Genomic DNA, 14,718 nt, shown 5'->3' with positions numbered 1-14,718 from the left:
GACCCTACTGATTCCGGGCCGGTGCGCCGGAATCGGCGTCCTCGGCCCTGTCGCCGGCGTCCTTGAGCAGCACATCCGCGTCGAAGCAGGTGCGGGCGCCGGTGTGGCAGGCGGCGCCCACCTGGTCGACACGCACCAGCAGGGTGTCCGCGTCGCAGTCCAGGGCCACGGATCTGACGTGCTGGAAGTGGCCGGAGGTGTCGCCCTTGACCCAGTACTCCCGGCGGCTGCGCGACCAGTAGGTGCAGCGGCCGGTGGTGAGGGTGCGGTGCAGCGCCTCGTCGTCCATCCAGCCGAGCATCAGCACCTCACCGGTGTCGTACTGCTGGGCGATGGCGGGGACGAGTCCGTCGGCGCTGCGCTTGAGGCGGGCGGCGATCTCGGGGTCCAGACTGCTGGCGGGAGGCGTGCTGGTCATGGGTGCCATTGTGCCGCGCCGGGCGCTCCCGCCCGTCCGTTGTCCACAGGCCGGACCTCGCGTTCGTCCACAGGTGGGACCCGGCCGGTCGTGGCGCGCTCTCCACTGGGCGGGGCGGCCGCCCGGTCGTAGGCTGGCAGGCATGTCGACCCATGCGAAGCGCGAACGGCTCCTCCTGGCCGATCTGTTGGAAGCCGTGGGACCGGACGCCCCGACGCTGTGCGAGGGCTGGAACGCCCGGGACCTCGCCGCGCACGTGGTGGTGCGCGAGCGCCGCCCCGACGCCGCGGGCGGTCTCGTCGTCAAACAGCTCGCGCCCCGGCTGGAGCGGGTGATGACGGAGTTCGCCGGCAAGCCGTACGAGGAGTTGATCCAGCTCATCCGTACGGGGCCGCCGCGATTCTCGCCTTTCACCCTGAAGCAGTTGGACGAGGCGTCGAACGTGGTGGAGTTCTACGTCCACACCGAGGACGTGCGGCGCGCGCAGCCGGACTGGACGCCGCGCGAGCTGGACACGGTGTTCCAGGAGGCCCTGTGGTCGCGCCTGGACCGCACGGCCCGGCTGATGGGCCGCGGCGTTCCCACGGGCGTGGTGCTGCGCCGCCCGAACGGCCAGACGACGGTGCTGAACAAGGCGACACCGGTGGTGACGGTGACGGGCGAGCCCTCGGAGCTGCTGCTGTTCGCGTTCGGCCGGCAGGGCGTGGCGGACGTCGAGCTGGACGGCGACAAGGACGCGATCACCAAGCTCCATGAGGCGAAGCAGCTCGGGATCTAGGGACGCGAAGCAGCTCGGGATCCAGGGATCCGGAGCCCGCCGGGACGGGACCGGCGGTCAGCGGGGCAGTTCGGCGCGTCGCAGGTCTCGTACGCACAGGGCGAGGACCCCGCCGAGGCCGCACACGACGGCGCTGGTGACGAAGACCGGGCCGGTCCCCCACCAGCCGATCGCGGCGGCGGTCACCGGCATGCTGAGCGGCGCGAGTCCGAGGCTGACGATGCCGGCGACGGCGCTGACCCGGCCCAGGTAGGCGGGGTCGGACTGGGTCTGGATCAGCGCTCCGCACAGGGCGCCGCTGAGCCCGGCGAGCAGCCCGACGACGAGGGCGACACCGACGGCCCCGGCGACGCCCGGCACGAAGGCGAGCGCGCCGATGGCCACGGAACCGCCGAGGATGGCCACGGCGGCGACGGTGCCCGCGCGCGGGAGCCGTCCGCGCAGGGTCAGCAGCAGCGCCGCGGCTCCGGCGCCGGTGCCGAACGCGGCGATCACCCAGCCCATCCCGGACGCGCCCCAGCCGCGCCGGTCGGCGAGCAGGGTCAGCCCGACGTTGAACGGTCCCACGAAGCCGAGGTCACCCAGGGCGATGACCGCGATGAGCGGGGCGAGGACGTGGTGGCCGCGGATGTAGCACAGACCGTCGCGGAGGTCGTGCCAGGCGGTGCGGCCGGCCTCGTCCGCCTCGTCGTCCGGGGTGAGTTCCCGCATGCGTACGGAGACCAGCAGCGGCACCGACACGGCGATGAGCAGGCCGGCCAGCGCGAACGCGGTGGCCGCACCGCCGAGGGCGACGGCGAGGCCCCCGAGCGGGGCGCCCAGCACATTGGCGGAGCGCATGGCGAGACCCCGCATGCCCTGCACCCGGGCGAGCTGGTCGCGGCCGGTGACACGGGCGGGGAGGGCACCCACGGCGGGCATGAACACGGCGTCGACGACGCCGAAGACGACGGCGGCCAGGCCCAGCAGCCACAGCCCCGGGCTGGTCGCGAAGAGCAGCGCGGCGAGCGCCAGCACGGTCGCGCAGCGCACCGCGTCACTGCCGATGACGACCTTCCGCGGCCCGAACCGGTCGGCGACCACTCCCCCGCCCAGCATCAGCAGGGCCCGCGGTACGGCGCTGACGGACATCACGAGCCCGGCCTGGGAAGGGGTGCCGGCCTGGACGGCGGCCCAGGACAACGCGATGTAGTAGACGTTGTCGCCGATCATCGACGAGGTGTAGGCACCGAGCCAGCGCAGGACGTTGCCGTCGCGGTGGGCGGCCTTGCCGGGAGCGTGCGCGGCGGTCCGGGCGGGGCCGGGTATGACGGTCGCGGTCACGGGGCCGGGTCCTTTCGGGGCGGACGTGCTCTCGGGGTCAGACACGGAACGGGAATCCGTACACGTGCAGCGCGACGTTCTCGCGTCCTTCGGTGTCACCGGCCGCTTCGTCCGCGCGGCCCGCCTCGTCGTACTTCCGGATGACGGCGAGCAACTCCTGGTTGAGTTCGGTCAGTTCGGCCGGCGTCAGACGCAGGGTGGACTCGGTGTCGGAGGACGCGCCGGCCCATTCGGCGCCCCAGGCGTGCCGCTCGTCCAGATAGCGCCGGTAGAGGTCGGCGCGCTGGTCGACGAGGAGCCGCGCGAACGCGGTGTGGGCGGCGAACGTCTCCGGTGCGTTCCGGAAGTCCTCGTCGTGGACGCTCAACCCCTCCGACGCGGGCTGCCACCAGCGCTCACGGCCGTCCCCGCTGCGCGGCTCCGCCTCCTCGATCAGCCCGTGCTCGGCGAGTTTGCGCAGGTGGTAGCTGACGAGCGAGGGCGCCTCGTCGACCTGCTCCCCCAGTTGGGAGGCGGTTGCGGCACCCGCGATGTGCAAGGCGCGGTAGAGCTGCATGCGCAGCGGATGGGCGATCGCCTTGAGCGCGCCCATGTCCGTGATCCGGCGGCCTTCCTTGCGTGTCATACCCTCACCGTAGATACGAAAGAAAAGTTGCGCAACCAATATTGCGCAACTTTTCTTTCGCGTCTCCGAGGGAACTTCGCACCTCTGGAAAGGGAGCCCCGCACCTCCGGAGAAGGAACCCTCACGGATCGAGCAGTGAATGCGCCGCCAGGGCCAGCGACAGCTCGACCACGTCCGCCGGCCGGGTCAGGGAGCGGCCGGTGAGCTGTTCGCAGCGGCGCAGCCGGTTCAGGACCGTGTTGCGGTGGCAGTAGAGGCGGCCCGCGGCCCGCTGGGCGGAACCGTCGCAGTCGAGCCAGACGGTCAGCGTGTCCAGCATGATGTCCCGGTCGGACAGGTCCAGGCGCAGCAGCGGCCCGAGGACCCGCTCGGAGAGTGCCGCGCCGAGGACCGGCGCGGAGACGACGAGCGCGGCGGGCAGGTGCTCCTCCAGGACGACGGTTCCGCCGGAGCGCGGGCAGGCCCGCAGCGCCGTGTCGGCGAGGCGGCGGGCGTCGCCGATCGCCGTGAGCCCCTCCACGACCGGGCTCACTCCGACCCGCGCCGGCGGTGGGGCGGTCAGCCGGCGGGCGATCTCCCCGGCGTCCAGGCCGCGCCCGTGCGTTCCGGGGCGCTCGCCGCCCCGGCCGTCCGCGCGGTCCACACCGTCCGCGCGGTCCGCGCCGTTCGTCCGGTCCGCGCCGGACGCCCGGCCCGCGCCGTCCGGACACGTCCCCGTCACCGTCACCGGGGCGGACGCCGGCCCGGGGCCCGCGTCGAGGAGGCCGTCGTCGTGGCCGCGGCCGGGCCGGCCCCCGTCGTGAGGGCGGTCGCCGAGCAGGACGATGCCGTAGGTGCCCTCGGCGTCGCGGTCGCGGTCGCGGTACCAGAGGATCCGCAGGCCGGAGAGGCCCACCTGACCGCGTACGTCCGAGAACGCCCGGCCGGCGGGCAGCCGGACCAGCACGACCGCGTACCGGCCCTGTTCGGGAAGCCCCAGGGCGGCGGCGGTGGCCGGCAGATCGGTGATCCGGGCGGTGCCGTCGAGGAGCGCGGCCGTCATCAGCCGCAGCCGGTTCTCCCTGCGCCACATCAGCTCGCGCTCGGTCTGGCGGTAGGCGTCGGTGACCACGGCGCAGTGGTCGTCGACGAAGTTCCAGACGTCGGCGGCCACATGTACGAGCAGGCGCGCGTCGGAGGGATGGCGGCGGGTCGTCTCGTCGACGAGCTCCTGCCAGATCATGCCGCCGCCCAGCCGGAAGGCGCGCAGCAACGCGTCCAGCGGAAGGCCGCGTTCGGCACGGGCCCTGCCGATGGCCCAGGAGCAGCGGTGGGCGGCCTCGCGCAGTTCACCGGGCTGGATCAGGGAACCGACGTTGAGCCGCAGCGAGCGCCGCACCTCGTCGCGAACGCTCTCCGCGTCCGTCTCCATGGCCGCGCGGTACGCGGGTTCACGCGCCACCAGGAGGTCCACCAGGCGTTCGGACAGTTCGGGCAGCCCCGCGATGAGCGCCCGGGCGGCGCGGTGCAGCACCGAGAGCGCCTCCGCGTCGACGGCCGGGCGGGCGGCCGGGGGCCGGGGCCCGGGCTGGGACCGGACGTGGGCGGGTACGAGGTGCTGCATCGCTGTCCTCCACCGGGGTCGGCTCGGTCGGGACGCCCGCTCGGCCGACGCGCGGCACACGGGTGGCCCGGACCTCCTGATCCCGCAGGATGACATACCGCCCGGTCGGTACCTAGGGGTGTGCGGTGGTCTTCTCGGCCCGGTCCACCAGTCGGGACAGCTCGACGCGGGAGCGGACCCCCAGCGCGGCGAAGACATTTCGCAGGTGGTGGTCCACGGTGCGGGGGCTCACGGACAGGCGCAGCGCGACTTCCCGATTGGTGGCCCCCTCCGCGACACACCGGGCGATCCGGAGCTGCTGGGGCGTCAGAAGCGTGAGCGGACCGGCCGGTTCACCGGGTCCGGCGTCCCCGGTGGCCCGCAGTTCCGCCCGCGCCTGCGCGGCCCAGCCGAGCGCCCCGCCGCGCTCGAAGGACACCAGCGCGTCCCGCAGCCGGCCCCGCGCCTCACCGGGCCTGCGCCGCCGCCGCAGCCAGGCCCCGTAGAGAAGTTGGGTGCGGCCGCGCTCGAAGTCCCCGGCCACCTCGTCGTGCCGGACCAGCGCGGCGGCGAACAGCGCCTCGCACTCCTCGGGGCCACTCAGCAACGCCCGGCAGCGCGCCAGTTGGGCCGGGGCCTGGGGATCCGAGCCCTGCTCGGACCAGCGGGCGAACGCGGCGACCGCCGACCGGGCGGCCTCCGTCTGTCCCGTGCGGGCCGCCGCCTCCACGAAGCAGGGGACGGCGAGCATCCGTATCGCGAAGTGACCGCGGCGCGGGCCGGCACCGACCAGGGGGCCGAGCCGAGCCGCGGCCTCGGGGAGCCGGCCGCGGGCCAGATCGGCGCGGGCCCGCGCCCACTGGGACAGCGTGGCCGCCTGCGCGAGACCGTGGGCCGCGGCGACGCGTTCGGCGGCCGCGGCGTGCTCCGCGACGGTCTCCGGGGAGCCCTCCACGGACGCCACCAGGGCGAGGATCGCGTGGTGGTGCGCCGCGAGGTTGTCCTGGCCGGCACCGAGTGCCGTGCGCAGGCCGTCCTCGGCGTGGGCGCGGGCACGGGCGTGACGGCCGGCCCGCAGCTCTCCGTAGGCCAGCCGTTCCAGCGCCTGGGCGACCAGGATGTACGGGCCTGTGGCCCTGGCGACGGCGAGGGCGCGGGAGTTGGCGCGAGCGGCGGCGGCGAGGTCCCCGACGACGAGGGCGGCGCTCCCGGCCCGGAGCAGGGTCTCCGGGCCGTCGTGGACCCCGGCCGCGGCCCCCGCCCCGGCCACCACCTCCCGCAAGGGCTGCCGGCCGGAGTCCAGGCGGCCGCGCATCACCGCGGACATCCCCGCCCGGTACGCGGCGAGCCACGGGTCGGATCCCGGCTGTGCCGGACCCTGGTCCAGGGCTTCCGCGCAGGCCGCCGCGTCTCCCGTCACCCAGGACGCCTCGACGGCGGCGAGCCGGGCGGCCAGGGCGCGGCGCACGTCGGCCGGGTCCAGTGACTCGGCGGCCAGTAGCAGTACGTCGCGGGCGTCGGCGACCGGGCCGTCCTGGAGCGCGAGCAGCCCGCTCACCAGTTGGGCCGCGCCACGCACGGCGCCGGCCGGACGCTCGCGCCCGGCCCGGACGAGCAGCTCCCGCGCACGGTGCGGCAGTCCGGCCAGTCGGGCCTGGTCGGCCGCGTCGACCAGACGGACGGCGCGCAGCCCCTGGTCGACGGCGAGTCCGGCCGCCCTCGCCCAGGCCTCCGAGCGCTCCGCGTGCGTCGGCCGGCCGTCCGGCGACCGCGCCGCGGCGGCGAGCGCGTCGCCGAGACCCGGGGCGGGAGCGGCGGCCGCCGAGGCCCGGTGGAAGAGGACGGGCAGGGCGCTCGGGCCCCCGGTGTGGGCATCGGCCAGCAGTCGGTGCGCCGCGCGCCGACGGGCGGGCGGGACGGTGGCGTGAACGGTACGGGCCAGGCCCGGATCGAGGAGTCGGATACGGCCTCCGTCGAGCCGGAGGTGCCCCGCGGCCTCGGCGGCATCGAGGACACCCGCCCCGAGGCCGCAGGCTTCGGCCGCCCGGAGAACCACGGAGGCATCCACCCCGTCGGCCCTCGCGTCCCGCTCCCCCTCGGCCACCACCAGCAACACCAGTCCGGCCTCGGCCGGACCGGTCTCCTCGGGGCCGACAGGCCCGGCAAGCCCGGCGGGCGTGGCCGACGCGTCGGCCGGGTCGGCCGGCTGGGCCGGACACGTCGTCCCGATCGGGCCGGACGTCCCGAGCCCCGCGGGCGCGGAACAAGCCCGGGGCGGGCGGGGCGCCCCGGGCGGCGGTAACGGGGTCCGGGCCGGCGCCCCGAGGGAAATTCGCGCAGTCGCGTTTCCGGTCACGCCGTCACGTTACTTCTGCGTAAACAACGGCGGAAGCCCCGCGTTCGCTTGCCCGAGCGGGCACGGAACCCTCTCTGACCTGCGCGGACACGGCCGCTGCTGGGCACGGTCCCACGCCCGGCGGGCAAGGCTTGTGCGCCCTCACAAGGACCGCGGCGCGGTTCCCCGGACGCGCACGCACGCGGGTGACGGCCACCGGGATCGGCGGCCGTCACCCGCGCACGGACGGACGGTGCGGGACGGACTGTGCGGAACGGACGGTGCGGCGCGGGTCAGGAGGTGTGCGGGCAGTTGCCCCGGTACTCGGCGATCGTCAGCGAGGCCTGGGGCAGCGGGCAGAGGAACTGCTCGTAGCGGGTGTCATTGTCGATGAATCGCTTGAGCCACGAGATGCTGTACTTCGCGATCGTCGTGTTCGAGCTGTTGGGCGTGAAGTGGGTGGCACCCCTGAGCTCCAGGTAGGCCTTGTCGAGCGTGCTCGGCAGACTCGCGTAGAAGGGCTCGGAGTGCGTGGCGACCGGTGCGATCGTGTCGCCGTCCGCTCCCACGATCAGTGTCGGCGTCTTGATCTCCGGCCAGGTGGTGTCCAGGTTCCAGCCGGTGAGCGGGATCGCCGCCTGGAGCGAGGGACGGCTCTTCGCGGCCTCCAGTGTGCCGCCACCGCCCATCGAGTGGCCCATGACGCCGAGCCGGGTGCTGTCGATCCTGGTCCGCACGGAACTGCTCTGGGTCAGGTAGTCGAGCGCGGCCAGCAACTGGCGGCCGCGGCTGTCGGGCTGGTCGAGGGTGGTGAGGGTGTCGATGGTGAACACCACGAAGCCCTGGGAGGCGAGCCGGGGCCCGAGCCAGGAGATGGAGGACTGGTAGGCGGTGTACCCGGGTGAGATGACGACCGCGCCGAAGGTGCCGTCGCCGGTCGAGGTCGGGTAGTAGACGGTGCCGCCGCCGAAGCCGCTCACGGACAGGGAGGAGACGGTGGTGGTGGAGACGGCGTACGAACCACGGGAGGCCTCGATACTGGCGTTCGTGGGAGCGGGGCCGCGCTCGTACGGGTTCGCCGCGGCCTGCGCCGAGACGGCCTGTGCTGCGACGACGGCCTGTGCCCCGGTGGCCTGCGCGGCGACGAGGCCGCCCGCGGCCAGGAGCACCGCGAGTCCGGCCCGCACCAGACGGCCGGCCGGCCGGTGCGGTCGGCGGGGGGACGATTCGGGTCCGACGGGGAGTGCGCGGTTCGGCTGCTGCACGGTGGGTGCGTCCTCTCGGTGAGGCGGGGTGAGGGAGTACGGACCCCGCGCCGTGGTCCGAGCGCCGCCCTGGCACGGGGTACCGGAAGGCGCGCGCCACGTCACGGCGGGGGTCCGTCTCCGTGGTTGCGGTGGCAACTGTCCGCCCCGGCCCCGTCCCGCACATCGGCAGAACCACCAGCCGTGCGCGCCACCCTCGCCGCCCCCGCCTCTCCCTCACTTCCCGGAACGGGGCTTCATCGCCCCACTACGAGCCCCGTTTCCCGCGAACGCGTCTCCCCGGGACACGAGGGCGCCCGCCCCGCGAAACACGACCGTGCCCGCCCCACGGCATGACCGCGCCGACCCATAGAACACCGCCCCGCCGGCCCCACCGGCCCAGGAAAACGGCCAGGGCCCGCACCCGGCAGCGAAGGCTGCCGGGTGCGGGCCATGACGTGAGCTGTACCCGCCCGGGGCGGCCACCAGGGGAGTCCGGCCGACCGGAGGCCCCGTTGAAGGCCCCCGGCCAGGATCGTCAGCGGACGGGATGTCCCGCCTCGCGCAGGGTCTCCTTGACCTCGCCGATCCGCAGGTCGCCGAAGTGGAAGACGGACGCGGCCAGCACCGCGTCGGCGCCCGCCCCGATGGCCGGCGGGAAGTGGTCGAGCCGGCCCGCGCCGCCGCTGGCGATCAGCGGAACGGTGACGTGCTTGCGTACGGCCTCGATCATCTCGATGTCGTAGCCGTCCTTCGTGCCGTCGGCGTCCATCGAGTTGAGCAGGATCTCGCCCGCGCCCAGCTCGGCGGCCCGGTGCGCCCACTCGACGGCGTCGATGCCGGTGCCCTGGCGGCCGCCGTGGGTGGTCACCTCGAAGGAACCGCCCTCGGTCCTGCGCGCGTCCACCGACAGCACGAGCACCTGCCGCCCGAACCGCTCCGCGATCTCGCGGATGAGCTCGGGGCGGGCGATGGCGGCCGTGTTGACGCCGACCTTGTCGGCACCGGCACGCAGCAGCTTGTCGACGTCCTCGGCGGTGCGGACACCGCCGCCGACCGTCAGCGGGATGAAGACCTGCTCGGCCGTGCGGCGCACCACGTCGTACGTGGTCTCACGGTTGCCAGAGGACGCGGTGATGTCCAGGAACGTGAGCTCGTCGGCGCCCTCGGCGTCGTACACCTTGGCCATCTCGACGGGGTCGCCCGCGTCCCGCAGGTTCTGGAAGTTGACGCCCTTGACGACCCGGCCGTTGTCCACGTCCAGGCAGGGAATCACTCGGACCGCCAGGGTCATGACCGCGTTTCTCCCTGCTCCGTGTGGTCTGCGCGGAACGCCTCTACCTCGACCTCGACCACCAGACGCGGGTCCACGAAACCCTCGACGATGATCATGGATGCGGCGGGGCGGACGGCGTCGAACAGCTCCTTGTGGGCGCGTCCAACATCCTCGACGTCCCGGGCATGGGTGATGTACATACGCGTTCGGACGACGTGGTCACGGCCCAGGCCGAGCTGCTCCAGTGCCGCGAACGCAGCGCCGAAGGAGTTGACGGCCTGCTCGTACGGGGCGCCATCGACGATCTGTCCGTCGACCACGGAGGTGCAGCCGGACACCAGCACCAGGCCGTTGGGCAGCTCCACCGCTCGGGAGTACCCGAAGGCCTCCTCCCAGGGCGCGCCGGTCGTGACGCGGCGGACGGCGCTCACCGGGCCACCGCCGCCAGGGCCTCTTCGAGGGTGAACGCCTTGGCGTACAGGGCCTTGCCGACGATGGAGCCCTCGACGCCGAGCGGCACGAGTTCGGCGATGGCCCGCAGGTCGTCCAGCGACGACACCCCGCCGGAGGCGACCACCGGGCGGTCGGTCGCCGCGCACACGTTGCGCAGGAGCTCCAGGTTCGGGCCCTGGAGCGTGCCGTCCTTGGCGATGTCCGTGACCACGTAGCGGGCGCAGCCCTCGGAGTCGAGGCGCGCCAGCGTCTCGTAGAGGTCGCCGCCGTCGCGGGTCCAGCCGCGGCCGCGCAAGGTCGTGCCGCGGACGTCGAGGCCGACGGCGATCTTGTCGCCGTGCTCGGCGATGACCTTGGCGACCCAGTCGGGGGTCTCCAGCGCGGCGGTGCCCAGGTTGACGCGGGTGCAGCCGGTGGCGAGCGCGGCGGCGAGGGTGTCGTCGTCGCGGATGCCGCCGGACAGCTCGACCTTGACGTCCATCGCCTTGGCGACCTCGGCGATCAGCGCGCGGTTGTCGCCGGTGCCGAACGCGGCGTCCAGGTCGACGAGGTGCAGCCACTCGGCGCCGGCGCTCTGCCAGGCCAGCGCGGCCTCCAGGGGGGAACCGTAGGAGGTCTCGGTCCCGGACTCGCCGTGCACGAGACGGACGGCCTGGGCGTCGCGGACGTCGACGGCGGGGAGGAGTTCGAGCTTGCTCACAGTGTTCCGATCCAGTTGGAGAGGAGCTGGGCTCCGGCGTCGCCGGACTTCTCGGGGTGGAACTGGGTGGCCCACAGGGCGCCGTTCTCGACGGCCGCCACGAAGGGCTTGCCGTGCGTGGACCAGGTGACCAGGGGGGCGCGCAGCAGCGGATTGCCGACTTCGAGCGACCAGTCGTGGACGGCGTAGGAGTGGACGAAGTAGAACCGCGCGTCCGCGTCGAGGCCGGCGAAGGCCTCCGAGCCCTCCGGGGCGTCGACGGTGTTCCAGCCCATGTGGGGCACGACGTCGGCCTCCAGGGGTCCGACCGTGCCCGGCCATTCGTCCAGGCCCTCGGTCTCCACGCCGTGCTCGATGCCGCGGGTGAAGAGGATCTGCATGCCGACGCAGATGCCCATGACGGGGCGTCCGCCGGACAGCCGGCGGCCAATGATCCAGTCGCCGCGCGCCTCCTTGAGGCCCTGCATGCAGGCGGCGAAGGCGCCGACGCCCGGCACCAGCAGTCCGTCGGCGTTCATCGCGGTGTCGAAGTCGCGGGTGATCTCGACCTCGGCGCCCGTGCGGGCGAGGGCGCGCTCGGCGGAGCGGACGTTCCCGAAGCCGTAGTCGAAGACGACGACCTTCCTGGAAGGGCTCAACTCCACACCTCCAGCCGCATGACGCCCGCGACGAGGCACATCGCGGCACCGATGGAGAGCAGCACGACGAGGCTCCTCGGCATGTCCTGCTTGACGAAGGAGTAGATGCCGCCGGCCAGGAAGAGACCGACGACGATGAGAATGCTGGAAAGGCCTGTCACAGTGCGCCCTTAGTGGAGGGGAGGATGCCGGCTGCGCGGGGGTCGCGCTCGGAGGCGTAACGCAGGGCCCGGGCCAGTGCCTTGAACTGGCACTCCACGATGTGGTGCGCGTTGCGTCCGTAGGGGACGTGCACGTGCAGGGCGATCTGGGCCTGGGCGACGAAGGACTCCAGGATGTGCCGGGTCATCGTCGTGTCGTACTCGCCGATCATCGGCGCCATCTTCTCGGGCTCGGTGTGCACGAGGTAGGGGCGGCCGGACAGGTCGACGGTCACCTGGGCGAGCGACTCGTCCAGCGGGACGGTGCAGTTGCCGAAGCGGTAGATGCCGACCTTGTCGCCGAGGGCCTGCTTGAAGGCGGCGCCGAGGGCGAGGGCGGTGTCCTCGATCGTGTGGTGCGAGTCGATGTGCAGGTCGCCCTCGGTCTTCACGGTGAGGTCGAACAGACCGTGCCGGCCGAGCTGGTCGAGCATGTGGTCGTAGAAGCCGACGCCGGTGGCCACGTCGACCTTGCCGGAGCCGTCGAGGTCGATCTCGACGAGGACCGACGTCTCCTTCGTCACCCGCTCCACGCGTCCTACGCGGTTCATGCGCTCTGCTCCTTCGGGGGTGCGGAGGTGTCCTCCGCAGTGCCCAGTAGTTCACGTACCGCGTCGAGGAACGCGTCGTTTTCCTTCGGGGTTCCGGCGGAGACCCGCAACCACCCCGGCACGCCGTTGTCCCGGACCAGGACGCCCTGGTCGAGGATCCTCTGCCAGGCCGCGTGGGTGTCGGCGAACCGTCCGAACTGCACGAAGTTCGCGTCCGACTCGGTCACCTCGCAGCCCATCGCGCGCAGTTCGGTGACCAGCCGGTCCCGTTCGGCCTTGAGCTGTTCCACGTACCCGAGGAGGGTGTCGGTGTGCTCCAGGGCCGCCAGCGCGGTCGCCTGCGTCACGGCCGACAGGTGGTACGGCAGCCGGACGAGCTGGACGGCGTCCACGACCGCCGGGTGGGCGGCGAGGTAGCCGAGGCGCAGTCCGGCCGCGCCGAAGGCCTTCGACATCGTCCGGGAGACGACGAGATTCGGCCGTCCTTCGAGCAGGGGCAGCAGCGAGTCGCCGTGGCTGAACTCGATGTAGGCCTCGTCGACCACGACCATGGACGGCTTCGCCGCCTGAGCGGCCTCGTACAGCGCGAGGACCGTCTCGGGCGGGACCGCGTTGCCGGTGGGGTTGTTGGGGGTGGTGACGAAGACGACGTCCGGCCGGTTCTCGGCGATGGCGCGCTCGGCGGCGACGAGGTCGATGGTGAAGTCCTCGGCGCGCGGGCCCGAGATCCAGGCCGTGCCCGTGCCGCGCGCGATGAGCGCGTGCATCGAGTACGACGGTTCGAAGCCGATCGCGCTGCGGCCGGGGCCGCCGAAGGTCTGGAGCAGTTGCTGGATGACCTCGTTCGAGCCGTTGGCGGCCCAGACGTTCTCGACGCCGACCGGGTGCTTGCCGGTCTTCGTCAGATAGGCGGCCAGCCCGGTGCGCAGCTCCACCGCGTCCCGGTCGGGGTAGCGGTTGAGTCCGCGGGCGGCCTCACGGACCCGCTCGGCGATCCGCTCGACGAGCGGCTCGGGCAGCGGGTACGGGTTCTCGTTGGTGTTCAGGCGTACGGGGACGTCGAGCTGGGGTGCGCCGTAGGGGGTCTTGCCGCGCAGTTCGTCCCGTACGGGGAGATCGTCGATGCCTGTCACTTGCCCTCGGGTACCTTCCAGCCGCGCGACACTTGTTCGTCTCCGACACGCGACACTTGTTCGTCTCCGACACGCGACACTTGTTCGTCTCCGACAAAACGTGCCTTCACTGCCGCGCCGTGCGCGGGCAGGTCCTCCGCCTCCGCCAGCGTCACCACGTGATGGGCGACGTCGGCGAGCGCGTCCTTCGTGTAGTCGACGATGTGGATGCCGCGCAGGAAGGACTGGACGGACAGGCCCGAGGAGTGGCAGGCGCAGCCGCCGGTGGGCAGGACGTGGTTGGATCCCGCCGCGTAGTCGCCGAGCGAGACCGGGGCCCAGGGGCCGACGAAGATCGCTCCGGCGTTCCTGACCCGGTCGGCGACGGCGGCAGCGTCGGCGGTCTGGATCTCCAGGTGCTCGGCGCCGTACGCGTCGACGACCCTGAGGCCCTCGTCGATGCCGTCGACGAGGACGATCGCGGACTGCCTGCCGCTCAGGGCCGGGACGATCCGGTCGTCGATGTGCTTGGTGGCCGCGATCTGCGGTTCCAGTTCCTTCTCGACCGCGTCCGCGAGGGCCGGCGAGTCGGTGACGAGGACGGCGGCGGCGAGCGGGTCGTGCTCGGCCTGGCTGATCAGGTCGGCGGCGACGTGCGCCGGGTCGGCGGTGTCGTCCGCGAGGACCGCGATCTCGGTCGGGCCGGCCTCGGCGTCGATGCCGATCCTGCCGGTGAAGTAGCGCTTGGCCGCGGCGACCCAGATGTTGCCGGGGCCGGTGACCATGTCGGCCGAGGGGCAGGACTCCGTGCCGTACGCGAACATCGCGACGGCCGTGGCACCGCCGGCCGCGTACACCTCGTCGACGCCGAGCAGCGCGCAGGCGGCCAGGATCGTCGGGTGCGGCAGGCCGCCGAACGCGGACTGGGCCGGGGAGGCGAGCGCGATCGAGCCGACCCCGGCCTCCTGGGCCGGGACCACGTTCATGATCACGGACGACGGGTACACCGAGCGGCCGCCGGGCGCGTACAGCCCGACCCGGTCGACCGGCACCCACTTCTCGGTGACCGAGCCGCCGGGCACGACCTGGGTGGTGTGCGTCGTACGGCGCTGTGCGCGGTGGACGAGACGGGTCCGGCGGATCGACTCCTCCAGGGCCGCGCGCACGTCCGGGTCGAGGTGTTCCAGGGCGTCGGCGAGGGCCTGGGCCGGAACACGTACGGACTCGAGCCGTACTCCGTCGAACTTCTCCGCGTAGTCGATCAGCGCCGCGTCGCCCCGATGATGCACGGCCTCGCAGATCGGCCGCACCTTCTCCAGGGCGGCCGAGACGTCGAAGTCGGCTCGGGGCAGCAGGTCGCGCAGGGCGGGGCCCTCGGGGAGGGCGTCGCCGCGCAGATCGATTCGGGAGATCACGGACTCAATTCTCTCAGACCGCGGCAGGGCGCCGGACGCCTGTATCAGTGGCTGATACAAGCCACCTT

The 14,718-nt window shown here is 73.2% G+C and carries 14 protein-coding genes and 1 pseudogene; 1 reads left to right on the top strand and 14 read right to left on the bottom strand.

Translation table 11 applies throughout. The features are described 5' to 3' along the window. Nucleotides 1–4 precede the first annotated feature (4 nt). Entirely contained in the window at nucleotides 5–418 is a 414-nt protein-coding gene (gene hisI / locus ACWEBX_RS04460; protein WP_451883406.1) for a phosphoribosyl-AMP cyclohydrolase, read from the bottom strand. A 142-nt stretch (nucleotides 419–560) separates the two neighbouring features. Between hisI and ACWEBX_RS04455 the strand changes: the two genes are divergently transcribed. Continuing rightward, complete coding sequence (locus tag ACWEBX_RS04455; protein ID WP_451883405.1) at nucleotides 561–1,196, top strand: TIGR03085 family metal-binding protein; 636 nt, start codon at nucleotides 561–563, stop codon at nucleotides 1,194–1,196. A gap of 57 nt (nucleotides 1,197–1,253) precedes the next feature. Here the strand turns inward: ACWEBX_RS04455 and ACWEBX_RS04450 are convergent, their stop codons facing one another. The 13 genes and pseudogenes from ACWEBX_RS04450 to hisD all read right to left on the bottom strand — a co-directional run bounded on the left by ACWEBX_RS04450 (nucleotide 1,254) and on the right by hisD (nucleotide 14,650). Then, nucleotides 1,254–2,519: an MFS transporter gene (locus tag ACWEBX_RS04450; RefSeq protein ID WP_451883404.1), complete on the bottom strand. Its 1,266-nt coding sequence runs from the start codon at nucleotides 2,517–2,519 to the stop codon at nucleotides 1,254–1,256. Nucleotides 2,520–2,556: 37 nt separating this feature from the next. Continuing rightward, complete coding sequence (locus tag ACWEBX_RS04445; protein ID WP_451883403.1) at nucleotides 2,557–3,144, bottom strand: ArsR/SmtB family transcription factor; 588 nt, start codon at nucleotides 3,142–3,144, stop codon at nucleotides 2,557–2,559. Between the two features lie 121 nt (nucleotides 3,145–3,265). Continuing rightward, nucleotides 3,266–4,747, bottom strand: a complete 1,482-nt coding sequence (locus ACWEBX_RS04440) for a PucR family transcriptional regulator (protein WP_451883402.1) — start codon at nucleotides 4,745–4,747, stop codon at nucleotides 3,266–3,268. 112 nt (nucleotides 4,748–4,859) lie between these two features. Further along, nucleotides 4,860–6,047 (bottom strand): annotated as a pseudogene (locus ACWEBX_RS04435) (helix-turn-helix transcriptional regulator); the annotation flags it as partial. 1,307 nt (nucleotides 6,048–7,354) lie between these two features. Then, complete coding sequence (gene bdeA, locus ACWEBX_RS04430; protein WP_451883401.1) at nucleotides 7,355–8,326, bottom strand: bis(hydroxyethyl) terephthalate hydrolase; 972 nt, start codon at nucleotides 8,324–8,326, stop codon at nucleotides 7,355–7,357. A 517-nt stretch (nucleotides 8,327–8,843) separates the two neighbouring features. Beyond that, a complete protein-coding gene (gene hisF / locus ACWEBX_RS04425; protein ID WP_355760004.1) occupies nucleotides 8,844–9,599 on the bottom strand; it encodes an imidazole glycerol phosphate synthase subunit HisF in 756 nt (251 codons plus the stop codon). Beyond that, the gene (locus ACWEBX_RS04420; protein ID WP_451883400.1) at nucleotides 9,596–10,012 is read right to left on the bottom strand and encodes a RidA family protein; all 417 of its coding nucleotides are present in this window, start codon (nucleotides 10,010–10,012) and stop codon (nucleotides 9,596–9,598) included. Before ACWEBX_RS04420 ends, hisF begins: the two co-directional genes overlap by 4 nt. Continuing rightward, nucleotides 10,009–10,734, bottom strand: coding sequence for a bifunctional 1-(5-phosphoribosyl)-5-((5-phosphoribosylamino)methylideneamino)imidazole-4-carboxamide isomerase/phosphoribosylanthranilate isomerase PriA (gene priA / locus ACWEBX_RS04415; RefSeq protein WP_451883399.1), 726 nt, complete (start codon nucleotides 10,732–10,734; stop codon nucleotides 10,009–10,011). Before priA ends, ACWEBX_RS04420 begins: the two co-directional genes overlap by 4 nt. Then, nucleotides 10,731–11,378 carry an imidazole glycerol phosphate synthase subunit HisH gene (gene hisH / locus ACWEBX_RS04410; RefSeq protein ID WP_451883398.1) on the bottom strand — a complete coding sequence of 216 codons (648 nt, stop codon included), beginning with the start codon at nucleotides 11,376–11,378 and terminating at the stop codon, nucleotides 10,731–10,733. Before hisH ends, priA begins: the two co-directional genes overlap by 4 nt. Beyond that, nucleotides 11,369–11,533: a hypothetical protein gene (locus ACWEBX_RS04405; RefSeq protein ID WP_326788335.1), complete on the bottom strand. Its 165-nt coding sequence runs from the start codon at nucleotides 11,531–11,533 to the stop codon at nucleotides 11,369–11,371. The genes hisH and ACWEBX_RS04405 overlap by 10 nt, the downstream gene beginning before the upstream one ends. Next, nucleotides 11,530–12,123, bottom strand: a complete 594-nt coding sequence (gene hisB, locus ACWEBX_RS04400) for an imidazoleglycerol-phosphate dehydratase HisB (RefSeq protein WP_266757720.1) — start codon at nucleotides 12,121–12,123, stop codon at nucleotides 11,530–11,532. The genes ACWEBX_RS04405 and hisB overlap by 4 nt, the downstream gene beginning before the upstream one ends. Next, nucleotides 12,120–13,256, bottom strand: a complete 1,137-nt coding sequence (locus ACWEBX_RS04395; protein ID WP_451883397.1) for a histidinol-phosphate transaminase — start codon at nucleotides 13,254–13,256, stop codon at nucleotides 12,120–12,122. The genes hisB and ACWEBX_RS04395 overlap by 4 nt, the downstream gene beginning before the upstream one ends. After that, complete coding sequence (gene hisD, locus ACWEBX_RS04390) at nucleotides 13,253–14,650, bottom strand: histidinol dehydrogenase (RefSeq protein ID WP_451883396.1); 1,398 nt, start codon at nucleotides 14,648–14,650, stop codon at nucleotides 13,253–13,255. Before hisD ends, ACWEBX_RS04395 begins: the two co-directional genes overlap by 4 nt. Between the last annotated feature and the right edge of the window lie 68 nt (nucleotides 14,651–14,718).

Source organism: Streptomyces sp. NPDC005070, from assembly GCF_053600395.1.
This window is presented reverse-complemented; position numbering and strand designations above follow the sequence as displayed.